The following is a 23,664-nucleotide window of genomic DNA, read 5'->3' on the forward strand; positions in this document are numbered from 1 at the left end:
AACTTTTTTAAAAAAGAAAATAAAGATTTTAATATGAGTCAGCCATCTGAATTAGAAACCTATTTTCAACAATTTAGGAAAAACATTGTAGGAATTGGTCATACATTTCAATCTCCTTTTGGTGAAAAGGAAATTATATATACAGATTGGACTGCAAGTGGGCGTTTTTACCGCCCAATTGAAGAAAAAATCCTGAATGAATTTGGCCCTTTTATAGCCAATACGCATACTGAAACTTCAATTACAGGTTCTGCAATGACAATGGCTTACCATAAAGCCAGAAATATTATTAAACAACATGTAAATGCTAGTAAAGATGATGTCTTAATAGCTGATGGAGCAGGAATGACAGGTGTTGTAAATAAATTTCAGCGTATTTTAGGTTTGAAAGTTTCTGAGAATTTAAAAAATCACACTACGGTTCCTGATGAATTAAGACCTATTGTTTTTATTTCACATATGGAACATCATTCAAATCAAACTTCTTGGTTAGAAACTATTGCAAATGTTGAGATTATTCCTTGTCAGGATTCGGGTTTAATTTGTTTTGATAGTTTTGAAAAACTATTGATAAAATATAAAGACAGACCTATAAAAATAGCTTCCGTTACAGCTTGTTCAAATGTTACAGGAATTAGAACGAATTATTATAAAATGGCAAAAATTATTCATCAACACGGTGGACTTTGTTTTGTGGATTTTGCTTGTTCTGCTCCATATGTTCACATTGATATGCATCCCAAAGATGAAGAATCATATTTAGATGCTATTTTCTTTTCACCACATAAATTTTTAGGCGGTCCAGGTTCATCGGGCGTCTTAGTTTTTAATAAAAAATTATATAAAAATTTAATTCCTGATAATCCAGGAGGAGGAACTGTAAACTATACAAACCCTTGGGGAGATCACGATTATGTTGATGATATAGAAACACGTGAAGATGGTGGAACTCCAGGTTTTTTACAAACTATTAAAACAGCACTTTCTATTCAATTAAAAGAAAAAATGGGTGTTGAAAATATAATTGAAAGGGAACACGAAATAAATAAAATTGTATTTGAAAAGTTAACGAAAATACCAAATTTAAACATTTTAGCTGCTCAGCATACTGATAGATTGGGTATTTTTTCATTCTATATTAAAAATGTTCACTTTAACTTAATTGTAAAGTTATTGAATGATAGATTTGGCGTTCAAACCAGAGGAGGTTGTTCTTGCGCTGGAACTTATGGACATTTTTTGTTACACGTAGACCAGCAAACTTCAAAGGGAATTGAAAAGAAAATATTAGAAGGTTGTATGGTAGAGCGTCCAGGTTGGATTCGCATGTCAATTCATCCAACAATAACTAATAATGAAGTTCTTTATGTTTGTGAAAGTATAAAGCAAGTTGCTGAAAATTATGAAGAATGGGCTAAAGATTACACCTATAATTCTATTAAAAACGAGTACATTCATAATACTGCAAATCCTATTGAAATTGAATTAGTAAATAAATGGTTTGAAAGCAATAATCAGTAATCAAATTTTTTATATTTGAAGCTTATAAAAATAATGATTTAATGGATAATTTGATTTTCTTCGTTAGGCAAGGTCTTTTTCATGTATTAGACTGGAATGCATACGATCATATTTTATTTTTAATTGCCCTGGCAGTTGTTTACGATTTTAAAAATTGGAAAAAAGTGTTATGGTTAATTACACTTTTTACAATTGGACATACACTTACGCTAATTTTAGCTGCTTATAATGTTGCAACAGTAAACTCGAATTGGATTGAGTTTTTAATACCTGTTACCATAATTATTACAGCTTTGGGTAATATTATATTTGTAAAAAGTATCACGAAAAATGCAAAGACAAATATTAATTTAATTTTTGCTTTATTTTTTGGGTTAATTCACGGACTTGGATTTTCAGGGTATTTTAAAATGCTTATAGGGAGTTCAAATAGTAAATTGATACCGTTACTTGAATTTGCCTTAGGAATAGAATTTGCTCAAATAATTATAGTGTTGATAATACTTATACTAGGTTTTATTTTTCAAACTATTTTCCGGTTTTCAAAACGAGATTGGATTCTCATTATTTCATCCATAGTAATTGGAATAGTTTTGCCAATATTAAAATCTGCCATATTTTGGTAAAAATTTAACGTAGAGTTAATTAGAATCTTTTTACATTCGTGCTTATCTTTAATTTATGAATAAAAAACAATTAAAATACGACCAAGCCTATATGAGAATGGCGTTTGAATGGGCAAAGTTGTCACATTGTGAAAGAAAAAAAGTTGGGGCGTTAATAGTAAAGGAAAGAATGATAATTTCTGATGGTTTTAATGGAACCCCTACAGGTTTTGAAAACTGTTGCGAGGAAGAAGATAAAACAAAGTGGTATGTATTACATGCTGAAGCCAATGCGATATTAAAAGTAGCAAGTTCAACACAATCTTGTAATAATTCTACGTTATATATAACCTTATCTCCTTGTAAAGAATGTTGTAAATTAATACACCAATCAGGAATTAGAAGAGTCGTTTATAAAGATGCCTATAAAGACACGTCAGGGTTAGATTTTTTAGAAAAAGCAGGAGTAGAGTTAACACATCTTAAAAGTTAAGAATGACAAAAAGAAAAGCATACATACCAATTTTTATTGGATTATCCATAGCGTTAGGAATCATTATTGGTAGCACGTTTAATTATAAAAACAAATCTATTTTATTTAGTTCAAATACCAATGAAGCCAAAATAAAAAAATTGATCAACTACATACAATACGATTATGTAGATAAAGTAAATACAGATAGTTTGTTAGATGATGCAATTACGAATATGTTGGTGAAATTAGACCCACATTCTGTATACATTCCAAAAGAAGAATTGAAGCGTGTTACAGAAAGTATGCAAGGTAAATTTGTGGGTATTGGCGTTTCATTTTTAATGCATGAAGACTCAGTTGTTGTTACCGGTGTTATTAAAGGTGGTCCAAGTGAAAAAGCAGGAATACAAGAAGGTGATAGAATTATTATTGCAGGGAAAGATACATTATTTGGAAAAAGTATTATCGCTAAAGCAAACCTTGACGATAAAGAAATAGGCACAATTTTAGGAAGTAGAAAAATTAGTGATGCAGTAATAAAATCATTAAAAGGAGAACCAGAAACAACAGTAGATATTGCTGTTTATAGACGTTCAATTGATGAAATTTTACAAATACCAATCTCTAGAGGTGAAGTTTCAATAAAAAGTGTTTCATCCTATTATATGATTAATCCTACGCTAGGATATATTAATATTGATCGATTTGCTAGAACAACTTATGATGAATTTAAAGTTGGGCTAGATGAACTGATTTTAAATGGAATGACTTCTCTCGTTTTAGATTTAAGAGGAAACCCAGGAGGTTTTATGGATATTGCAAATAGTATTATTGATGAGTTTTTAGAAGATGGTAAATTAATTGTTTTCACTAAAAATAAAACAGGTAAAGTTGACAAATCATTTGCAACAAGTTATGGTAATTTTGAAAAAGGTAAAATTTATGTTTTAATAGATCAAAATTCAGCTTCTGCCAGTGAAATTGTAGCGGGAGCTCTTCAAGATAACGATAAAGGAACTATTATTGGACGTCGTTCTTTTGGAAAAGGATTAGTGCAACAAGAAATGGATTTAGGTGATGGTTCGGCAGTTAGACTAACAACATCTCGTTATTATACACCAACAGGAAGGTCAATTCAAAAACCATATAGTAAAAATGATACTCAGAAATATAATAATGATTATGTAGAGAGAATTCATAATGGAGAATTAATATATAAGGACAGTATTAAAGTAGATGACCATTTAAAATATACCACTCCAAAAGGGAAAATTGTTTACGGTGGAGGAGGTATTATTCCTGATATTTTTGTTGCTATAGACACTGCAAATACATATAGTACAAGGCTATATAGAGGGTTAAATGATTTTGTTTTTAATTATGTTGATAATAACAGAAAAGACTTGAATTCTTGGAATTTGACTGATTTTGTTGAAAATTTTGATAAAGATGATGCAATCTTTAAGCAATATATAAATCAATTAGACTTAAACACTCCAATTTTTCCTAAAGAAAGTATAAATTTAAAGTTATACTTGAATGCTCTTATAGCTCGAAATTTATTTGAAGAAACAGGCTATTTTATGATTACGCATAAAAGAGATCCAATGATTTTGAAAGTACTTGAATTAGAAAAAAGTATAAATTAGAAGGAATACGTATCTTTAAACATTATATAAGTACAAATTTTGATAATCAATAAAAAAATATACTTTGCTTCTGATCAACATTTTGGAGCACCTACAATTAAACAGAGCAAAATTCGTGAGCAACAATTTGTTAATTGGTTAGATTCCATAAAAAATGAGGCAGCAATTATTTTTCTGTTGGGAGATTTATTTGATTTTTGGTTCGAATATAAAAAAGTAGTTCCCAAAGGGTTTATACGTGTTTTGGGAAAACTAGCAGAACTTAGAGATAGCGGAATACAAATTCATTTTTTTGTTGGAAACCACGATCTTTGGATGTGCGATTATTTTGAAACAGAATTAAATATACCAACGTACCATAAACCAAAGGAATTTACATTCAATAATAAAACATTTTTGATTGGTCATGGAGATGGTTTAGGGCCTGGCGATAAAGGGTACAAGAGAATGAAAAAAGTTTTTACAAACCCTGTTTCTAAATGGTTTTATAGATGGTTGCACCCAGATATTGGTATGCAAATAGCACAATACTTATCGGTTAAAAATAAATTGATTTCAGGAGAAGAGGATGTAAAATTTTTAGGAGAAGAAAGTGAATGGTTGGTTCAATATTGCAAAAAGAAATTAACAGAAAAGCACTATGATTTTTTTCTGTTTGGACATAGACATTTACCACTTGAAATAGCAATTTCTGAAAATTCTAAATATATCAATACAGGCGATTGGATTACTCATTTTACCTATGCGGAATTTGATGGAGATCAAATGATGTTAAAATCATATTAAAGCTCAAGTTTGCTGCTGTTTTTTAACCAATTTTTAACAAGAAATAAAAAAAATATTCTGCTATTTGCAGTGTGTAATAAAGTGTATTAAATTCACGCGATTAAAAACCATAAAAATGATTGAAGAAAATAATGTTTCGGTAGATATTAAAGCTATCAATGAAAAAATTGAAAGAGAAAGCGCTTTTGTAGATTTACTAATGTTAGAGATGAACAAAGTAATTGTTGGTCAAAAGCATATGATTGAACGTTTACTTATTGGTCTATTAGGAAATGGTCATATATTATTAGAAGGTGTTCCTGGATTGGCAAAAACATTGGCAATTAACACACTGGCAAAAGCTATTGATGCTAAGTTTAGTAGAATTCAGTTTACACCTGATTTATTACCAGCCGATGTTATTGGTACTATGATATACAGTGTAAAAGATAACGATTTTACGATAAAAAAAGGACCTATTTTCGCCAATTTTGTGTTGGCAGATGAGATAAATCGTGCGCCAGCCAAAGTACAATCGGCTTTGCTAGAAGCTATGCAAGAGCGTCAAATTACTATTGGTGATACTACATTTAAATTAGATGAACCATTTTTAGTAATGGCAACTCAAAACCCTGTTGAGCAAGAAGGAACATACCCTTTACCTGAAGCGCAAGTTGACCGTTTTATGCTTAAAACGGTGATTGACTATCCTAAAATGAGTGAAGAGCAACTCATTATGCGTCAAAATTTAACTGGAAGTTATGATAAGGTAAATGCTGTAGCCTCAGTTGATCAAATTAACAGAGCAAGAAAAGCTGTAAGAGAGGTTTATATGGATGAAAAGATTGAAAAATATATCCTTGACCTTATTTTCGCAACACGTTACCCTGAAAAATATAACTTACCAGATTTAAAAGGATTGATAAGTTTTGGAGCTTCACCTCGTGGAAGTATCAACTTAGCAATGGCAGCCAAATGTTATGCGTTTATTAGACGAAGAGGCTATGTAATTCCTGAAGATGTTCGTGCAGTAGTTCATGATGTTTTACGTCACAGAATTGGAATTACATATGAAGCAGAAGCAGAAAATATAACTACGGAAGATATTATTAATAAAATTGTAAACGAAGTAGAAGTACCTTAAAAAAAGCCTTTGGCAAATAGCCAAAAGCCAAAAGCTTAAAAAATGGATACTAAAGAAATACTAAAAAAAGTTCGAAAAATTGAAATCAAGACACGTCGTTTGTCTGATCATATTTTTTCTGGCGAATATCACAGTTCGTTTAAAGGACGTGGTATGACTTTTTCTGAAGTGCGACAATACCAGTATGGAGATGATGTTAGAGCTATAGATTGGAATGTAACCGCACGTTATAACGAGCCTTATGTTAAAGTTTTTGAAGAAGAACGTGAATTAACAATGATGTTGCTAGTTGATGTAAGTGGCTCTGAATTTTTTGGAACAACAGAACAATTTAAGAGAGATACCATTACTGAAATTGCTGCAACTTTAGCATTTTCTGCAACTCAGAATAATGACAAAGTAGGTTTATTGTTATTTTCAGAGGAAATGGAATTATATATTCCACCAAAAAAAGGAAAAAGTCACGTTTTACGAATTATTAGAGAATTAATTGAATTTCGTCCAAAAAACACAAAAACTAATATTGCAGAAGCTTTAAAGTTTTTATCGAGTGTCATGAAAAAGAAAGCAATTGTTTTTATGTTGTCAGATTTTATGGATGACAATTATGAGCAAACATTAAAAATTGCAGGAAAAAAACATGATGTTACAGGAATTAGAGTGTTTGATAAACATGATGTTTCAATTCCAAATTTAGGAATGGTAAATATGCTCGATGCTGAAACAGGTAAATCACTTTTAGTAAATACGGCATCAAAAAGTGTTAGAAATAGTTATAAAGAGTACTATTTAAAAACGGTTGATTATTTTGAAAAATCATTTAGTCATAGTGGCTCTGGGACTATTAGTTCTCGTATCGATGAAAATTATGTAAAAAAATTATTGGGTTATTTTAAACATAAAGGAGCAAGATAGATGATGATTTTGAATACAGTGATAATGCTACAAATGAGAAAAAATTTAATATATATAGTACTATTGTTTGGTTTTATTGGGGTTGCCCAAGAAAACCCTATTTCAATAGAAACAGATACAACAACTATAAAAATTGGAGAGCAAATTCAATTTAAAATAAAGGTTGATGAAATAAATAATGTAGTTTTTCCAAAGTTACAATTAGATAGTTTAGGGAAAGTTGAAGTAATAGAATCTTTACCTATTGACACTTTAAAAAATAGATTAGAAAAAAAATATTTATTAACTAGTTTTGATAGTGGACATTATGTACTTCCAAAACAACTAGTACTTATTAATAACAAGCAATTTTTTACAGATTCACTTTTGGTAAATGTTGCAACGGTAAAAGTTGATACGTTAAAGCAAAAAATGTTTCCTATTAAGTCAATAAAAAAGGAACCAAAAACCTTTGATGATTATAAATATTTATTGTGGTGGTTAATTCCAATATTAATTTTATTGGCGGTAATCTTGTATTTTATTTTCAGAAAAAAAGAGAAAAAAGAAGTGCCAAAAGTAATTATTGCTCCAATTCAGGAAGCATTACAACGCTTAAAAGAACTAGATGATAAGCAACTACCTCAACAAAATAAGGTTAAAATTTATTACTCAGAATTAACAGATATTGTAAGAACTTATATTGAGAAAGATATTAATATTCCTGCTTTAGAATCTACCACAAATGAGTTAATTGAGACTATTAGCGATTTTAATGAATCGAGTAAATTAGGAATATCAAAAGAAATTATTCAACAGTTAAAAGAAGTGTTGCAAAGTGCAGATTTAGTGAAATTTGCTAAATCTAAACCAATTATTGACGAGATAAAAAGAGATAGAACAGCCGTTGAAGATATTCTTAAAAATACGCAACATGCGGTTCATATAAATGATGAGAAGGTTGAAAATGATGAGTTAAATGAAGAAATTTTTATTCAAAATAAACCGAAGAAAAATAACTTAGTAAAATATATTTTAATTTTTATTGGCGTATTTATAATAGGAATTGGTGTTGCAGGTTATTTTGGATACAGCTATATTAAAGATAAATTTATTGGGAATACCACTTCAGAAATGATAGACAAACAATGGTATACATCTACATATGGTTATCCTTCAGTAAGTATTGAAACACCCGAAATATTACAGGCACAATCATTAGAAATTCCTGAAAATTTAAAATCAATTATTGAAGATGTCACCACTTATAATTACGGAAGTTTAATTAGCAATTTCTATATAGAGGTAACAACAACTAGTTTTGTTAATGAATTAGAGAATTTTGATTATGAAGCAGGTATTCAAGCGTCTTTGCAACAAATGGCTCAAAAAGCTGGAATTAATTTCACAGATTTACAAGAAGAAATTAGATTGAATAATGGTATTGAAGGTAGAATAATTACTGCTAACTATGAGTTAAAAAATGAGGTTACACAACAATTAAACAGCAATAAATTAACTTTATTATTTTTTGTAGACACTAAAAATATTCGTCAAATAATTATCACACAACTAGCTTCTGATGAAAATGCCGAACAAGTGAGCGAACGAATCATAAAATCAGTTTCTTTAAACCCATAAACTATGATGCAGAATTTTGAATTTTTAAATCCGCAGTTTTTATGGTTTTTAATCTTAATTCCAATATTAGCGGTTTGGTATTTTTTAATACGCAAAAATGATAGTGCAACGTTAACTATTGCAAGTACAAAAGGGTTTGAGATAAAACCTTCATTTTTGTCTAAATTAAAACCATTACTTGCTGTTTTAAGATTATTGGCATTAACCTTATTAATTGTTGCTTTGGCACGTCCAAGAAATGTTGAAGTAAGCAAAAAAACAAAAACAAATAAAGGAATTGATATTGTAATGGCAATAGATGTTTCGGCAAGTATGTTAGCGAGAGATTTAAAACCAAACCGTTTAGAGGCGCTAAAAGTTGTTGCAACTGATTTTGTAAATCAACGTCCAAATGACAGAATAGGTATTGTTGTGTATGCAGGTGAAAGTTTTACGCGCACACCAATTACAAGTGATAAACGAATTATTAGAAATACAATTTCAGAAATTAAATGGGGCGATTTAGATGGTGGTACTGCCATTGGTATGGGTTTAGGATCTGCAGTAAACCGTTTAAAAGAAAGTAAAGCTAAAAGCAAGGTTATTATTTTACTAACAGACGGAGTTAATAATACCGGGTTTGTTGACCCAAAAACAGCAACTGAATTAGCTGTTGGATTAGGAATAAAAGTATACACAATTGGGTTAGGAACAAACGGAACAGCATCATTTCCGTATGCAAAAGATCCACGAACAGGAAAATTACTTTTTAGAAGTTCACCTGTTGAAATTGACGAAAATTTACTTCGTTATATAGCAAAAGAAACCGACGGGAAATATTTTAGAGCAACAGATAACTCAAAATTAAAAGCTATTTATAACGAAATTAATAAATTAGAAAAAACGGAAGTAGAAGAGTTTAAATATTATAATTATCAAGAAAAATATAGATTATTAGTGCTTTTAGCAGGTTTTTTAATTTTACTTGAAATAGGATTAAAACATACAATTTTCAGAAGTTTTATTTGATGTTTGTCGAAATGTTGATTTGTTTAGTCGTGTAAAAGTTAAATTGAAATGAAATGTCATTCCCGTGAAGGCAGGAATCTATTCAATGATGGTTTGGATTCCTGCCTTCGCAGGAATGACAAAAATGTTAAAAATTAAAATAATAGTTAAAATTAAAACAATAATTAAAGAATGTATCAAATAGAAGAACCAACATATTTTATATACCTAGCAATTATTCCTGCAATATTTGTGTTGTTTTTATTGGTGCTTTGGTGGAAAAAAAGAATTCAAAAACAATTTGCAGATCACAACTTAATTCAAAAATTAAGTCCAGAAAAATCCACTTTTAAATCATTCTTAAAAATTACAATGATATGTTTAGGATTGGCATTTTTAATTGTTTCATTAACAAATCCTAAAATGGGAACAAAGTTGGAAACTATTAAGCGCCAAGGTGTTGATATTGTTTTTGCTTTAGACGTTTCAAAAAGTATGTTAGCTGAAGATATTGCGCCAAGCAGGTTAGATAAAGCGAAACAAATTATTACAAAAATTATAGATAATTTAGGAAGTGATCGAGTAGGAATTATTATTTATGCAGGAAATTCATATCCTTTATTGCCAATTACAACAGATCACGCAGCAGCAAAAATGTTTTTGCAAAATGCAAATCCAGATATGGTTTCAAGTCAAGGAACTGCTATTAATGAAGCTATTGAAAAAGCAATTACTTATTATGACAATGAGGAACAAACCAATCGATTTTTATTTATAGTTTCTGATGGTGAAGACCATGAAGATAACACCATTACTCTAGCAAAAGAAGCCCAAAAAGAAGGAATTAAAATTTATACGGTTGGTGTAGGAACCAATGCAGGAGGTCCAATTCCAATGATAGATATTGGGGGAGGAATTAGCTATAAAAAAGATAGTAAAGGAGATGTTGTTATCACTAAAATGCAAGAAGATGTTTTAAAAGAGATTGCATATGAAGGGAAAGGAAAATACATAAATGGTAATAAAACACAAGAAACTATTACTATTATTGAAGAAGTTTTGTTAAAAGCTGAAAAAAGTGAATTTGAATCTAAACAATTTTCAGATTACAAAGATCAATTTCAATGGTTTATAGGTTTTGGCTTGCTGTTTTTAATAATAGATGTATTATTGCTTGAAAAGAAGACAAAATGGGTTCAAAAATTAAATTTATTTAATCAATCTGGAACGCCTAAAAGGAAGTAACAAATGAAAAAACAGCTAATTATATTATTTTTATGTTTTTCAACATTGGTTTTTTCTCAGCAAAAGAACCAAAAAGTTTTGGAACGTGAAGCAAGAGAAGATGTTAGAGAAGGAAACGAACTTTACAATCAGTTAAAATTTAAAGAAGCTGAAATTGCGTATAAGAAAGGCTTGTCTAAAAATCCAAATTACCCAACGGCTTCCTATAATTTAGGAAATTCTATTTATCAACAAGACAGAAATAAAGAGGCTGTAAGTCAGTTTGAATTGGTTGAAAAAACCTTCAAAGAGAAGCAGAGTAAAGCAGAAGCTTATCATAATATGGGAAACTCATTTATGAAAGAAAAGCAATATGAAAAAGCAGTTGAATCTTTTAAAAATTCAATGAGAAATAATTCAAAAGACGAAGAAACGCGCTATAATTTGGCAATGGCACAAGAATTATTAAAAAAACAAGAACAGGAAAATAAAGATAACAAAGACGATAAAAAGGATAATAAAGATAATAAGGACGATAAAAACAAAGACCAAAAGGACAAAGAAGGAGGCGACAAGGAAAAGAAAGAAGACGAAAATAAGGATAAAGACAAAGGGGAAGAAAAGGAAGATGATAAAGGAGATCAAAAGAAGGATCAAGATAAAAAGGATGAAGAAAAGAAAGACCAACAGCCAAAACCAAATCAATTGTCTCCTGAGCAAATAAAACAGTTATTAGAGGCAATGAATAACGAAGAAAATAAAACACAGAAAAAGCTAAATGCAGAAAAGGCAAAAGGCAAAAAAATCAAACAAGAAAAAGACTGGTAGAAGATGAAAATGATCAAGTTTTACATACTAACTATTTTAGTGTTATTTACACATGTTATTTTTGCTCAAGTTGAGTTTAAAACTGCTGTAAGTAAAAGTAAGCTAGGAGTAAATCAGCGTTTTAGAATTGAATTTACCGTAAATAAACAAGGAGCTGATAATTTTAAACCACCGTCATTTGTTAATTTTAAAGTTGTTGGTGGGCCAAGTTCTTCTGTTAACCAATCTTGGATTAATGGGAAAGCAAGTTATTCTCAAGCCTATATTTATATTATAGAACCTAAAGAAATAGGTGAATTTACAATTGAATCAGCAACTATTGAATATAAAGATGAACTTATAAATTCAAATGCTGTTAAAATAACAGTTACTGAAGAAGTAGAAATACCTAAAGATCCTAATAATCCAGATTATATTGCGCAGCAAAGCATTCATTTAGTAGCTGAAGTTTCAAAATTGAATCCGTATGTTGGAGAAGGTATTTATGTAGTTTACAAATTGTATGTAAGTGAAAATATAAATCTTTACGGCTCTCAAATTAGTGAAACACCACAATATAAAGGTTTTTGGAATCAAGATATTGAAGTAAAACAAGTGAATTTTAAAAGTGGACAGTTCAATGGCGAAAATTATAAGTATGTTATTCTTAAAAAAGCTATTTTAATTCCACAGCGTTCAGGAAAATTAGTTATTGAACCTATTGAAATGAATTTTTCGGTAGGAATACCTACAGGAAGAGGCGATTTTTTTGGAAATATGATTACTCGGAATATCAATTATTCAACCAAATCTGCAGCAAAAGATGTGAATGTAAAAGCATTACCAGAAGAAGGGAAACCTATAGATTTTTCGGGAGCAGTTGGTGAATTTGATTTTATAGTTTTAGCTGATAAAAATATACTGAAAGCTAATGAAGCAGCACAAATTAATGTTGAAGTTTCAGGAAGTGGTAATTTAAAATTATTTGAAATTCCTAAAATAACAACTCCTGCTGAATTGGAAGTGTATACTCCTGAACATAAAGAGGAAGTTGCAACTTCGTTAGCAGGTTTACGAGGAAGTATTTCAGATGCTTATACAGTAGTGCCACAATTTAAAGGAAAATATAAAATTCCGGAGGTTGCATTCTCTTATTTTAGTATAAAAGAACGAAAATATAAAACCATAACTTCTGAAGCTATTATAGTAAATGTTACTGAAGGAAAAGAATTGCCATCAGCTATAAATAATAGTAATAATACAGGAAAAAAACAAGTAGTTTCTAATGATAATAATTTTAGGTTTATAACCTTAAACACTACTTTTGAACCTGTTGTTGAAGAAGAATTCTTTAAATCTACATTATTTTATTTGTTGTTATTATTGCCATTTTTAGCAATCCCAATAGGAATTTTTATTGGTAAGAAACGCGCAAAACGAGCGGGTGATACATTTGGTAATAAAATTAGAAAAGCTGATAAATTAGCGCGTAAATACTTGTCTCAAGCTAATAAACAATTAGGAAACCAAGAAGCATTTTATATCGCTTTAGAAAAAGCATTGCATAATTTTTTAAAGGCAAAACTTCATATTGAAACATCAGATATTTCTCAAGAAAAAATAGCTGAAATTTTAAAAGGTAAAAGTGTTGAAGTTGCAACAATTGAAGAGTTTATTTCAGTATTAAATAATTGTGATTTTGCACGTTACACACCTACAACTAGCGTAATGATGAAACAAGATTTTGAAAAAGCTAAGAATGTAATAACTAAAATTGATAAGTATTTGTAATATGAAACAACTATTTTTTAGCATAGCACTACTTTTTAGTTTGATGGTATTTTCTCAAACTTCAGATGAATTATTTTCAAAAGGAAATAATTTATATCAAAACGGAAAATATTCTGAAGCAATTGAAATGTATTCATCAATTGAAAAACAAGGATTGATATCAGATGATTTATTTTTTAATTTAGGAAATTGTTATTACAAACTTAATAAAGTTGCTCCATCAATATATTATTATGAAAAGGCATTAAAAATAAACCCAATACACGAAGATGCTTCTTTTAACTTAGCTTTTGCAAAGCGAATGACTATTGATGTAATTCAAGATTTACCTCAAACCTTTTTACAACGTTTTTCTTCAACAGTAATTCAAAAATTACCGTTTGATACTTGGGCAATTATTGCAATTTTAGCATCGTTTTTAGCTTCAATATTATTTTTATTATATCATTTCTCATATTCCTCTAAAAAGAAGTTATTTTATTTTAACACTTCCATATTTGCATTATTTGTACTGTTGATAACTACTTTTTTCGCATTTCAAAATTACGATACTGTTCAAAAAAATAGGACAGCTATTATTTTTGTAGATAAAGTTGAAATAAAAAATGCTCCTTCAACTAGTAGTGAAGCAGTTTTCGAACTTCATGAAGGAACTAAAGTGGTTATTTTAGACGAGCTTGATCTTTGGAAAAAAATTAAAATAGCGGATGGTAAAATTGGCTGGATTTATGCTGATGATTTAAAAGAAATTTAACTATTTCTTTAAACCAAGAGCTTTACATTTTTTTATAATCCTTAATGATTGGTAACGAAATCAAGAATTTTAATATAGTTTATTTAAGGTTTTAATCCTTAGTAGAAGTTCATAAAAAAATGATTTCATTAATTACTCAAATAAGGATACTACTTTTTCTTTTAATGCTATTCCATGAATATTTATGGCAACTATTTTACCTGTTGAGTCAATTAAAAAATTTGTTGGTAAAGAAGTAATGCCGTATTCAATTGAAACTGGCGTATCAAACCCTTCAACAGTTGAAACTTCAGGCCAAACTCTATTATCTTGTTTTAAAGCGTTTAACCAACGTTCCTTTTTAGAGTCTAGTGATATTCCATAAATTTCAAATCCTTTAGAATGATAAGCGCTATATAATTCGTTTAAAAGTACACTTTCAGTTCGGCAAGGAGGGCACCAACTTGCCCAAAAATCAATTAAAGTGAATTTTCCTTTAATTGTACTTAATGAGACTAGATTATTTTCTTTATTAGGTATTTCAATGTTTGAAATGACTCCTCCTACACTTGTTTTTTTAATTAATTGAAGTTTATTTTTAAGTTTTTGAGTAATTTCTAAAGTTGGATATTTTTCTTCAAAGGATGAAACTAAATTTTGTAAAAAAGGTAAATTTTCACCACCATTCCACCGTAAAGAACTATGGTAAATAGCAATTGAAGTTCCCATATTATTTTTTACAAATACGATTAATTCATTTAAATGCTCTTTATAACTTTCAACTTCAAGTGATCTTAAATTTGCTATTTCAGTTTCGTCAGCGCCAACTTTAATGAGTTCTTTAATTTTTTTTCTAACAGAATTAACCAATCTGTTTAGAGACGCTTTTCTAAAAGTTTCATAATCATTTAATAGTTGTGTATCAGTGGAACCTTTAACTTCAAAATCTTCAATAGTATTTCCATTAATTATAATATTCTGACCTTTATCAATGGCAAGTTGAATGATTTTTGTATCAAAAGTTAAAGTATAAATGTTAGGTTCTAAAAAATAAACAGAGTTAAATTCCCCGTTTTTATTAACCATTAAAGTATCAATTATAGTAGTCGTTTTCTTTTGAAGATCTTCAACTTTTGAAAGTATTAAATAGTTGCTGTTTAAATTAGTTATATTTCCAGAAATACTAAAAGAATTTGAGTCTTTTGGATTGCAACTAACAAAAAATAATATTGATAAAGCTAAAAAGAATGTTAATTGACTTTTATGCGGCATACTAAAAATTGTTTTATTCTTCGACGTTGAACATTAATATTCCTAACACAAAAAAGAAAATAATATTAGTTAATAATCGTTTTTTCTGTTTCTTCTTCAACAACTTTTAAAAAGTTAGGGAATAACATTGGTGCTAAATTTTTAACAGGTTCATATAAAATAGAAACCTCTTTTTGTTCAGAAGAAATAAAAGGAATGCTATTGTTTAGTTTTGTAAATATTAATAAAACAACACTTAAAATAAGACCAATTTTAAGCGCGCCAAAAACGCCACCGAATAATTTATTAACCAAGCCTAAAGACGCAAAATCAGCAATTTTTGTAAATAATTTACCTAATAAACCAATAGCTAAAACAATAATTGCAAAAGTAATTGCAAAAGAAATTATTGTAATATAGCGTTCTTCCCAGGAAACATATTCACTTAAAAAATTGCTAACAAAATAGGAGAAATGAATGGCGCCATAAACACCTGCAATTAAAGCAACTAATGACGCTACTTCAACAAATAAACCTTTAAACAAACCTCTAATAAATCCAAATAATAAAAGTGCCGAAATTATAATATCAAAAGTATTCATATACGAGTTTTTGTAAATATACATGAATCGATTTGTATATTTGCATACTAACTAGAAATTTGAAATGTCAAGAGATCAAAAATTAAAAGAAGATTACGAGCAATTACTCGAGATTTTAGCCGCTAAATTTGGTGGAGGAGAACAACTAAATTTAGATGCCATTATTTATTTAATTGGAGTACAAGAATTAGGAAAAGGGAATGTTGAATTTAAAAAAGATGATAAGGTAAACTTAATGCATATTGCAATTTGTAGATTGTTAGAACCTTTTGGTTATTACGAATTCGATTATTTTGATGAAGATAGCTGGCCTCATTATAAAACATTAGAAGAATTGCCCGCCTTAAAATCTGGCGAGCAAACCGTTTTAATAAAAGAAGCTATTGTTTTGTATTTTAAAGAAAAAGAAGTGATTTAGGAAAAAATAAATTTAATATTTTGTTTAGAAAGTTTAATTAACCAAAGATTTTCTAATTTAAGAAGAAGTACCAGTTGTACAAACAATTTTATTGGTAAAATTCAGAGGTCACTGTTTTACAAAAAATAAAAATAGTTACTTTTGGTCTGATTATTGAAAAAACAGTAAAAAAAGAGTATGCTAAAAAAAATTCTATTTGTAATTGTTCTAATTTCTTACACTGTTCAAAGTCAAACTTATGTAAAAGGAATTTTAGATCCTGCACAAAATTTTAGTTGGATAGTTTTGTACCAATTAAAGGGTGCAAAACAGTTATACGTTAAAAATGTAACGATTAAAGATGGCGAGTTTTCAATTGATTTTCCCGAAAATGCTACAAAAGGAATGTATCGTTTAATGTACAGTCAACAAAATGGTGGTTTTGTAGATTTTATTTATAATAATGAAAATATTGAAGTGAAATTTAACCCAGAAAGCCCTTCTGATACAGTTGAGTTTTTAACTTCAGAAGAAAATATACAATATGCTAAGTATTTGTTTGAAATGGCCAATTGGCGACAGGAATTAGATGGACATCAAATTTCTTTTTTTAATATAGAAGATGAAAATGAAAGAACAGAATTACAAAATAAGTATTTGAATTCATTGAAATATTTTAAGGATTTTCAAACTAAGTTTGAAGAAAATACGGAAGGAAAATTAGCGAATAATTTCATTAAATCTAGTAAAATATATTACGCACCAAGCCTAATTAAAACACCGCAAGAATATTTAAATAGTGTAAAAAAACATTTTTTTGATTTTATAAATTTTGAGGATGAAGAACTAATGAATTCTACTTTTATTAGTGAAAAAGTAACAGACTATGTTTTTTATTTAAATGGTTCAGAAGATGCTGAGGTACAAATTGTATTGTATAAAAATGCCGTTAATGAAGTATTGATAAAAATGCAAAATGTTAATTTTCAAAATGAAATCTTAACAACATTGCTTTATAATTTCGCACAATTAGAAAATACTATTTTAATTGATTTTATTATTGAAGAATATTACAATAAACTTCCTGAAGATTTGAAAAATAAACAAATGATTCAAGATATTCAGGAAAAAGTAAAATTAGCAGTTGGGAAATTAACTCCAGAAATTACTTGGCAAGAAAATGGCATCACTAAAAATTTATCTGAATTAGATATTGCTGAAAATTATATAGTTGTTTTTTGGAGTACAGGATGTTCTCACTGTTTAGTTGAAATTCCACAGTTATATGAATTTACGAAAGATAAATCGGACATTCATGTGTTGTCTTTTTCTTTAGAAAATGATGATATTGAGTTTAATAAGCACACATTAAATTTTACAAAATGGACAACAATTTTAGGCCTAAATAAATGGGAAAACCCTATTGCTAAAAGCTATCAAATAACATCAACCCCGACCTATTTTGTGTTAGACAAAAACAAAAAAATTATAGCGAAGCCTAATTACTTTGAAGATGTAAAAGCATTTTTTAAAGCTGATGAATAAGAAATTATTTCATTTGTTTTAATAATATAAAATATAAGAAATACGTTAATTTTGAATTGTATTTATAAAAAGTAAATTAGGCGCTGAATTTTTTTTGAATTTACTATTTTTAAAAAATTTCAGTGCCTAGTTTTATTTCAAATTTAGTGACTACATTGGTGATCGTCTCCATGTTGCATACAGGTTTCTCCACTATCTGAAATTTGTCCTTCAACAAACTGTTTTATATTGGTTTCAACGCTACCTGAACAACCTCTAATTACGTCAATATTCCATTTGTTTAATACGTTAATTGCTCCAGCTCCAATTCTTCCGGCTAGCATTATATTAACTCCGTGATTTGCTAAAACACTAGCAATATTAGATTTACATCCACAACCTTCTTCTGAAGGTAAAGTTTGCATATCTACTATTTTGTTTTCATCAGAAACTGTATAGATTTCATAGTATTTACAGTGACCAAAATGTTCGTCTATTTGGTTGTGGTCACCAACCGGTATTGCTATTTTTCTCATATTTATTAAATTATAATTCATTTATATTGATTAATTCTTCAGCACAACAGATTTTCTTTTTTTTAGCTATTGATTTATTTTCAACTTCTTCAACTAATTTGTGGCATTTTCGACATTTGTACCAATCTTTTTCAAATTCATAATTACCACCCTCAATTTCAATCGTTTTTCCTTCAATAAATGCTTTTGTAATGTTTTTTAACGCTTTGTTGTATATACGGGTTAGGGTTGGACGAGAAATATTCATATGTACAGCCGCTTCTTTTTGTGGAAGCATTTCGTAATTAACCAATCGAATGCTTTCATATTCTTCAAGTGATAATCGAATGCTTTCCATTTTACATTGCGGAATACCATAAGGTTTAAAACCCTTCATTATTGGTGGTTGTAAGATTTTTCTATTTTTCTCTGGCCTGGCCATTTTTTGTAAAATTCTTTTTGATGTCAATAAAAGTACAAATATAATGAACCTACGTTCATAACGCAAAGTAAAATTTATATATTTTTTAATATGATCTATTCGTGCGAATTGTAACACAAATTTCTCTCTTGTGATTCATTTACTCAAATTAAATACAAAAAAGCCTAAACTGTATTTTAATACAGTTTAGGCTTTTTGACTTCTTGTTATTCTTTTAACAGTCAAGTTGTCTTGACAAATGTTTTAGTTTCTGATTTCACTAGGTATTCATCCAAAAAGTAAAATTTACTCTAAGATATTGAGATGCTTTGTGAATTTCGTAGTCAGCTTGTTAAGCAGCTTTCTTTGATTTTCTGTAAAGGAAAGAGTTGTATAATTTTCTTTTAGCAAAATTAGATCGTTGACCACTATTTATGAATTTGGTAAAAAGATTTTTGTTCACACCAAAATACTCATAAGTAGTACCACAAGCAAACGTAATTTCTAAGAGCATACTTTTATGTTGAAAGTTTTCAATTTTCGATTCAGAAGTTATGCTAGTATATTCTTCTATATTAGACGCTTTAGTTTCTGGAGCGATGCTTACTAAAAAATGATAGCCATCAATAATTTGTGTACTTATGATGCCTGCCTCAGTCTTTTTTTCTTCGTCTTGAAATTTATCTGGATGCCATTCTTTCACTAAACTTCTATAAGTAGTTTTCAATTCTTTCAGATTAATTTCTCCTTCTATCTTGAATATTTTTTTGTACTCATTGATACGCTTCATAAATCGTGTTTTCAAATTTCGTGCAAAAGTACTCATATTTTCTGAATTAAGCCTTTGGTTTTTAAAATTGAGTACAACTTGAGCTAAAAATGCAAAAAAGCATCTTCCAAATGTTCAATCTCAAAAGCATTTTTATTTTTTAAAATTGCAATAATATCAAACCGTACTTCTACATCTAAATCTTTTGAAGTCACATATTCATTGATGGCATCCACTAATAATTGAATTTTTTTAGGATTCACAAAATCTTGTGGATTCCCAAAATAATTGGAAGAGCGAGTTTTAACTTCTACAACAGCCAAAACATCATTTTTTTGTGAAATAATGTCAACTTCAGCTTTTTTAAAGCGCCAATTACGTTCTAAAATTTTATATCCATTTTTTTGAAGAAATTCTACAGCAAGTTCTTCACCCTTTTTTCCTAATTCGTTGTGTGTAGCCATTTTTTAATATTTTTACTAAACGAGATTTATGTGTTAATCACTAAACTCTATAATAGATTTTTGTTCGCCAACTTTCATTTTAATTTCTCTACCTAAAAAAATAGCTTTATTAGTGTCCTCATGTCCAGCTGGAAAACCAAATAAAATAGGAAAATTATATTCTTTTGTAGCTTCTAAAATAATTTGTTCAAATGTTCGTCCAAAAGGAGTGGAATTCTCTTTAATGTTAGAAATATCTCCAATAATTAATCCACTACATTCTTCAAAATAACCACTGCGTTTTAAAGCATAAACCATTCTATCAATGCTATATAAATATTCGCCTATATCTTCAATAAATAGTATTTTTTGGTTCGTATTTATTGAAGAAACAGATCCTAGTAAACTTTGTAAAATAGCAAGATTACCACCAACTAACTGACCTTTTGCTTCTCCTATTTTATTGTAGTTTGAACCAGCAATTTTATAATTAATTTCTTTCCCAAAAAGCGCTTTTTTAAAGGTTTTAACAGTTTTAATTCTATCTTTTTCTTCAACTTTCATATTCACAGGCATCATAGCATGTAAAGTTTCAAAACCTAACGTATGAATATGACTGTGTAAAACGGTAATATCTGAATATCCAATTATCCATTTGGGGTTTTTTTTGAATTCGGTAAAATCTAAACCGTCAATAATTCTAACAGTTCCATAACCACCTCTTCCACACCAAATGGCTTTTATGTTTTTAGCGTCTAAAGCACTTTGAAAATCTTCAATACGTTCATTTTCAGTTCCTGAAAAGTGAAAATTATTTCCAAAAAGATGTTTCCCTAAAATTACATGCAACCCCCAACTTTCAACAAGTTTAACAGCTTGTTCAATAGGTTCCCTATCTTTTAAAATTCCAGCTGGAGCAACAATAGCAATAGTGTCTCCAATTTTTAAATAAGCAGGTTTTTCAAGTGGTTTAATTACCTCTAAAGGCTTAGAATCATTAATATTTTGTGAATAGGAAAAAGGTATAAATAGGAGGCTAATAAGTAAAATTAAAAGTCGTTGGTGTAACATAGTTAGTCTTTTTAGTAAAAATACTATTATTATATAGAAAGCCAAATGTAAGACAATGAAAGATTTTATATGTAATTCAACACTTAAACAAATCTAAAAATCAACATTAATCCTTATTTTTGTGCTTTCTTAAATAAAATTTAATGAGCAATTCGCAAAGATATACTATTACAGCAGCTTTACCTTATACTAACGGACCGGTTCATATTGGGCATTTAGCAGGTGTTTATGTGCCAGCAGATATTTATGCAAGATATTTGCGTAACACTGGAAATGATGTGATTTACATTTGTGGATCTGATGAACATGGTGTGCCAATTACTATAAAAGCAAAAAAAGAAGGTGTTTCACCACAAGATATTGTAGATAAATACCACACAATTATTAAAAAGTCTTTTCAAGATTTTGGAATTTCTTTTGATAATTATTCAAGAACCACTGCAAAAATACATCACGAAACTGCTTCAGAATTTTTTAAGAAATTATACAATGAAGGTAAATTTATTGAAGAATCTAACGAACAATTATATGATGCAGAAGCAAATCAGTTTTTAGCCGATAGATTTGTTGTTGGAACCTGTCCAAAATGTGGAAATGAAGAAAGTTATGGTGATCAATGTGAAAGTTGCGGAACAAGTCATAATGCAACAGATTTAATAAACCCAAAATCTGCAATTACAGGAAATGTACCAACAACCAAAATAACAAAACATTGGTATTTACCTTTAGATAAATACGAAAAATGGCTACGGGAATGGATTGTTGAAGGGCATAAAAACGATTGGAAAACAAATGTTTTAGGACAAGTGAAATCGTGGTTAGATGATGGCTTAAAACCTAGAGCAGTAACTCGTGATTTAGATTGGGGGATTCCTGTACCAGTAGAAGGAGCTGATGGAAAAGTATTATATGTTTGGTTTGATGCGCCTATTGGTTATATTTCATCAACTAAAGAATGGGCTGCGCGTGAAGGAAAAGATTGGGAGCCTTATTGGAAAGATGAAAAAACGAAACTAATTCACTTTATTGGCAAAGATAATATTGTGTTTCATTGTATTATTTTCCCAGCTATGTTAAAAGCTGAAGGAAGTTATATTTTACCAGAAAATGTACCTGCTAATGAATTTTTAAATTTAGAAGGCAACAAGATTTCTACATCTAAAAATTGGGCTGTTTGGTTGCATGAATATTTAGAAGATTTTCCTGATAAACAAGATGTATTGCGTTATGCATTAACTGCAAATGCGCCAGAAACAAAAGATAACGATTTTACTTGGAAAGACTTTCAAGCTAGAAATAATAATGAGTTAGTAGCTATTTTTGGAAACTTCATAAATAGAGTAGTAGTATTAACCAATAAATATTATGATGGAATTATTCCTGAGCCAAATGAGTTTTCTGATGTTGATAATGAAACCTTAGAAAAATTGCAAAAATTTCCATCAGTTATTTCAAGTTCAATTGAGCGTTACCGTTTTAGAGAAGCTTCTCAAGAATTAATGAATTTAGCTCGTTTAGGTAATAAATATTTAGCGGATGAAGAACCTTGGAAAGTTATAAAAGAAAACCCTGAACGTGTAAAAACAGTGCTATATGTTGCTTTACAAATTGCAACAGGTTTATCAATAGTATGTGAGCCATTTTTACCGTTTACGTCTGCTAAATTAGAAGGTATTTTAAATATCTCCAAAAATGTAGCTTGGGATGATATTGAGAAAACAAATGAATTAATTGCTCCTAATCATAAAATTGGAAAAGCAGAATTGTTATTTGCGAAGATTGAAGACGAAGAAGTTCAAAAACAACTAGACAAGTTAGAAGCTACCAAACAAGCCAACGAAGCAGAAAACAAAGTGGTTGAACCTCAAAAAGAAACTATTGAGTTTGATGATTTTACAAAATTAGATATTAGAGTTGGAACAATTTTGGAAGCTGTAAAAATACCAAAAACAAAAAAATTATTACAACTAAAAGTTGATGTTGGTTTAGATATACGAACCATCGTTTCAGGTATTGCCGAAAGCTTTAAACCAGAAGATATTATTGGCCAAAAAGTAACAGTTTTGGTTAATTTAGCGCCTCGAGTTTTAAAAGGAATTGAAAGTCAGGGAATGATTTTAATGACTGATACTCCTGATGGAAAATTAGCATTTATTGAACCAGAAAATGATTCGGTTGCTAATGGTGAGCAGGTGAGTTAAAATCAATAAAAAAATATATTTTGAACCCTGAACTTGTTTCGGGGTTTTTTGTTAAATCGGATTTGAATAAAAATGTCATCCTAACGACTTCAAGGAAGTGAAGAATCTCTATTACTCCTCAAAGAAGCTGAACTTCCTTAAGTCGTTCAGAATCAAAAAAGAAATTGACATTCCTGCGAAGGCAGGAATCTATAGAAAGTTTATTGCAATTCAAATTACAATGTATGGATACCT

Annotated in this window: 23 protein-coding genes; 16 read left to right on the top strand and 7 right to left on the bottom strand. The window is 29.2% G+C overall.

Features of this window, described 5'->3' with window-relative positions; genetic code table 11:
* The first annotated feature begins 33 nt into the window (after positions 1–33).
* The 13 genes from Q0352_RS12915 (at position 34) to Q0352_RS12975 (ending at position 14,257) form a co-directional block, all read left to right on the top strand.
* A complete protein-coding gene (locus tag Q0352_RS12915; protein ID WP_299528147.1) occupies positions 34–1,521 on the top strand; it encodes an aminotransferase class V-fold PLP-dependent enzyme in 1,488 nt (495 codons plus the stop codon).
* 41 nt (positions 1,522–1,562) lie between these two features.
* Positions 1,563–2,147, top strand: coding sequence for a HupE/UreJ family protein (locus tag Q0352_RS12920; RefSeq protein ID WP_299528100.1), 585 nt, complete (start codon positions 1,563–1,565; stop codon positions 2,145–2,147).
* Positions 2,148–2,202: 55 nt separating this feature from the next.
* Entirely contained in the window at positions 2,203–2,619 is a 417-nt protein-coding gene (locus Q0352_RS12925) for a dCMP deaminase family protein (RefSeq protein WP_299528102.1), read from the top strand.
* 2 nt (positions 2,620–2,621) lie between these two features.
* Positions 2,622–4,250, top strand: coding sequence for a S41 family peptidase (locus Q0352_RS12930; protein WP_299528106.1), 1,629 nt, complete (start codon positions 2,622–2,624; stop codon positions 4,248–4,250).
* A 36-nt stretch (positions 4,251–4,286) separates the two neighbouring features.
* Positions 4,287–5,036 carry a UDP-2,3-diacylglucosamine diphosphatase gene (locus Q0352_RS12935; RefSeq protein WP_367274650.1) on the top strand — a complete coding sequence of 250 codons (750 nt, stop codon included), beginning with the start codon at positions 4,287–4,289 and terminating at the stop codon, positions 5,034–5,036.
* 115 nt (positions 5,037–5,151) lie between these two features.
* Positions 5,152–6,159, top strand: coding sequence for a MoxR family ATPase (locus Q0352_RS12940; protein WP_299528110.1), 1,008 nt, complete (start codon positions 5,152–5,154; stop codon positions 6,157–6,159).
* 42 nt (positions 6,160–6,201) lie between these two features.
* Positions 6,202–7,074 (top strand): DUF58 domain-containing protein, encoded by an 873-nt coding sequence (locus tag Q0352_RS12945; protein ID WP_299528112.1) that lies wholly within the window; start codon positions 6,202–6,204, stop codon positions 7,072–7,074.
* Positions 7,075–7,107: 33 nt separating this feature from the next.
* Positions 7,108–8,694, top strand: a complete 1,587-nt coding sequence (locus Q0352_RS12950; protein WP_299528114.1) for a hypothetical protein — start codon at positions 7,108–7,110, stop codon at positions 8,692–8,694.
* A 3-nt stretch (positions 8,695–8,697) separates the two neighbouring features.
* A complete protein-coding gene (locus Q0352_RS12955) occupies positions 8,698–9,702 on the top strand; it encodes a VWA domain-containing protein (RefSeq protein WP_299528116.1) in 1,005 nt (334 codons plus the stop codon).
* Between the two features lie 171 nt (positions 9,703–9,873).
* Positions 9,874–10,926, top strand: a complete 1,053-nt coding sequence (locus tag Q0352_RS12960; RefSeq protein WP_299528118.1) for a VWA domain-containing protein — start codon at positions 9,874–9,876, stop codon at positions 10,924–10,926.
* Positions 10,927–10,929: 3 nt separating this feature from the next.
* On the top strand, positions 10,930–11,733 hold the full coding sequence (locus tag Q0352_RS12965; protein ID WP_299528120.1) for a tetratricopeptide repeat protein: 804 nt from the start codon (positions 10,930–10,932) through the stop codon (positions 11,731–11,733).
* Between the two features lie 3 nt (positions 11,734–11,736).
* Complete coding sequence (locus Q0352_RS12970) at positions 11,737–13,503, top strand: BatD family protein (RefSeq protein ID WP_299528122.1); 1,767 nt, start codon at positions 11,737–11,739, stop codon at positions 13,501–13,503.
* Between the two features lies 1 nt (position 13,504).
* The gene (locus Q0352_RS12975; protein ID WP_299528124.1) at positions 13,505–14,257 is read left to right on the top strand and encodes a tetratricopeptide repeat protein; all 753 of its coding nucleotides are present in this window, start codon (positions 13,505–13,507) and stop codon (positions 14,255–14,257) included.
* Positions 14,258–14,389: 132 nt separating this feature from the next.
* On the opposite strand, the gene Q0352_RS12980 is transcribed toward Q0352_RS12975, so the two are convergent.
* Both Q0352_RS12980 and Q0352_RS12985 read right to left on the bottom strand, forming a co-directional pair.
* Positions 14,390–15,508, bottom strand: coding sequence for a TlpA disulfide reductase family protein (locus Q0352_RS12980; RefSeq protein WP_299528126.1), 1,119 nt, complete (start codon positions 15,506–15,508; stop codon positions 14,390–14,392).
* Between the two features lie 65 nt (positions 15,509–15,573).
* Positions 15,574–16,089, bottom strand: coding sequence for a CvpA family protein (locus tag Q0352_RS12985; RefSeq protein WP_299528128.1), 516 nt, complete (start codon positions 16,087–16,089; stop codon positions 15,574–15,576).
* Positions 16,090–16,153: 64 nt separating this feature from the next.
* On the opposite strand from Q0352_RS12985, the gene Q0352_RS12990 reads away from it, so the two are divergent.
* Both Q0352_RS12990 and Q0352_RS12995 read left to right on the top strand, forming a co-directional pair.
* Positions 16,154–16,507 carry a hypothetical protein gene (locus Q0352_RS12990; RefSeq protein ID WP_299528130.1) on the top strand — a complete coding sequence of 118 codons (354 nt, stop codon included), beginning with the start codon at positions 16,154–16,156 and terminating at the stop codon, positions 16,505–16,507.
* A gap of 177 nt (positions 16,508–16,684) precedes the next feature.
* Positions 16,685–18,031 (top strand): thioredoxin-like domain-containing protein, encoded by a 1,347-nt coding sequence (locus Q0352_RS12995; RefSeq protein WP_299528132.1) that lies wholly within the window; start codon positions 16,685–16,687, stop codon positions 18,029–18,031.
* A 143-nt stretch (positions 18,032–18,174) separates the two neighbouring features.
* Here the strand turns inward: Q0352_RS12995 and Q0352_RS13000 are convergent, their stop codons facing one another.
* From Q0352_RS13000 to Q0352_RS13020, 5 genes are all read right to left on the bottom strand, one after another.
* The gene (locus tag Q0352_RS13000) at positions 18,175–18,546 is read right to left on the bottom strand and encodes a NifB/NifX family molybdenum-iron cluster-binding protein (protein WP_299528134.1); all 372 of its coding nucleotides are present in this window, start codon (positions 18,544–18,546) and stop codon (positions 18,175–18,177) included.
* Positions 18,547–18,556: 10 nt separating this feature from the next.
* Positions 18,557–18,967 (bottom strand): DUF134 domain-containing protein, encoded by a 411-nt coding sequence (locus tag Q0352_RS13005; RefSeq protein ID WP_299528136.1) that lies wholly within the window; start codon positions 18,965–18,967, stop codon positions 18,557–18,559.
* Positions 18,968–19,298: 331 nt separating this feature from the next.
* Positions 19,299–19,736, bottom strand: coding sequence for a KTSC domain-containing protein (locus Q0352_RS13010; RefSeq protein ID WP_299528139.1), 438 nt, complete (start codon positions 19,734–19,736; stop codon positions 19,299–19,301).
* A gap of 83 nt (positions 19,737–19,819) precedes the next feature.
* Positions 19,820–20,179 (bottom strand): YraN family protein, encoded by a 360-nt coding sequence (locus Q0352_RS13015; RefSeq protein ID WP_299528141.1) that lies wholly within the window; start codon positions 20,177–20,179, stop codon positions 19,820–19,822.
* A 33-nt stretch (positions 20,180–20,212) separates the two neighbouring features.
* Positions 20,213–21,229 (bottom strand): LD-carboxypeptidase, encoded by a 1,017-nt coding sequence (locus Q0352_RS13020; protein WP_299528143.1) that lies wholly within the window; start codon positions 21,227–21,229, stop codon positions 20,213–20,215.
* Between the two features lie 143 nt (positions 21,230–21,372).
* Here Q0352_RS13020 and metG point away from each other — a divergent pair, with 143 nt between their 5' ends.
* On the top strand, positions 21,373–23,430 hold the full coding sequence (gene metG, locus Q0352_RS13025) for a methionine--tRNA ligase (RefSeq protein WP_299528145.1): 2,058 nt from the start codon (positions 21,373–21,375) through the stop codon (positions 23,428–23,430).
* The last annotated feature ends 234 nt before the right edge of the window (positions 23,431–23,664 follow it).

Source organism: uncultured Lutibacter sp. (genome assembly GCF_937891065.1).
Lineage (GTDB): Bacteria > Bacteroidota > Bacteroidia > Flavobacteriales > Flavobacteriaceae > Lutibacter.

Coding starts and splice junctions, on each gene's coding strand:
- Q0352_RS12915 (WP_299528147.1), top strand. CDS start 34: ATGAGTCAGCCATCTGAATTAGAAACCTATTTTCAACAATTTAGGAAA.
- Q0352_RS12920 (WP_299528100.1), top strand. CDS start 1,563: ATGGATAATTTGATTTTCTTCGTTAGGCAAGGTCTTTTTCATGTATTA.
- Q0352_RS12925 (WP_299528102.1), top strand. CDS start 2,203: ATGAATAAAAAACAATTAAAATACGACCAAGCCTATATGAGAATGGCG.
- Q0352_RS12930 (WP_299528106.1), top strand. CDS start 2,622: ATGACAAAAAGAAAAGCATACATACCAATTTTTATTGGATTATCCATA.
- Q0352_RS12940 (WP_299528110.1), top strand. CDS start 5,152: ATGATTGAAGAAAATAATGTTTCGGTAGATATTAAAGCTATCAATGAA.
- Q0352_RS12945 (WP_299528112.1), top strand. CDS start 6,202: ATGGATACTAAAGAAATACTAAAAAAAGTTCGAAAAATTGAAATCAAG.
- Q0352_RS12950 (WP_299528114.1), top strand. CDS start 7,108: ATGAGAAAAAATTTAATATATATAGTACTATTGTTTGGTTTTATTGGG.
- Q0352_RS12955 (WP_299528116.1), top strand. CDS start 8,698: ATGATGCAGAATTTTGAATTTTTAAATCCGCAGTTTTTATGGTTTTTA.
- Q0352_RS12960 (WP_299528118.1), top strand. CDS start 9,874: ATGTATCAAATAGAAGAACCAACATATTTTATATACCTAGCAATTATT.
- Q0352_RS12965 (WP_299528120.1), top strand. CDS start 10,930: ATGAAAAAACAGCTAATTATATTATTTTTATGTTTTTCAACATTGGTT.
- Q0352_RS12970 (WP_299528122.1), top strand. CDS start 11,737: ATGAAAATGATCAAGTTTTACATACTAACTATTTTAGTGTTATTTACA.
- Q0352_RS12975 (WP_299528124.1), top strand. CDS start 13,505: ATGAAACAACTATTTTTTAGCATAGCACTACTTTTTAGTTTGATGGTA.
- Q0352_RS12980 (WP_299528126.1), bottom strand. CDS start 15,508: ATGCCGCATAAAAGTCAATTAACATTCTTTTTAGCTTTATCAATATTA.
- Q0352_RS12985 (WP_299528128.1), bottom strand. CDS start 16,089: ATGAATACTTTTGATATTATAATTTCGGCACTTTTATTATTTGGATTT.
- Q0352_RS12990 (WP_299528130.1), top strand. CDS start 16,154: ATGTCAAGAGATCAAAAATTAAAAGAAGATTACGAGCAATTACTCGAG.
- Q0352_RS12995 (WP_299528132.1), top strand. CDS start 16,685: ATGCTAAAAAAAATTCTATTTGTAATTGTTCTAATTTCTTACACTGTT.
- Q0352_RS13000 (WP_299528134.1), bottom strand. CDS start 18,546: ATGAGAAAAATAGCAATACCGGTTGGTGACCACAACCAAATAGACGAA.
- Q0352_RS13005 (WP_299528136.1), bottom strand. CDS start 18,967: ATGGCCAGGCCAGAGAAAAATAGAAAAATCTTACAACCACCAATAATG.
- Q0352_RS13010 (WP_299528139.1), bottom strand. CDS start 19,736: ATGAAGCGTATCAATGAGTACAAAAAAATATTCAAGATAGAAGGAGAA.
- Q0352_RS13015 (WP_299528141.1), bottom strand. CDS start 20,179: ATGGCTACACACAACGAATTAGGAAAAAAGGGTGAAGAACTTGCTGTA.
- Q0352_RS13020 (WP_299528143.1), bottom strand. CDS start 21,229: ATGTTACACCAACGACTTTTAATTTTACTTATTAGCCTCCTATTTATA.
- metG (WP_299528145.1), top strand. CDS start 21,373: ATGAGCAATTCGCAAAGATATACTATTACAGCAGCTTTACCTTATACT.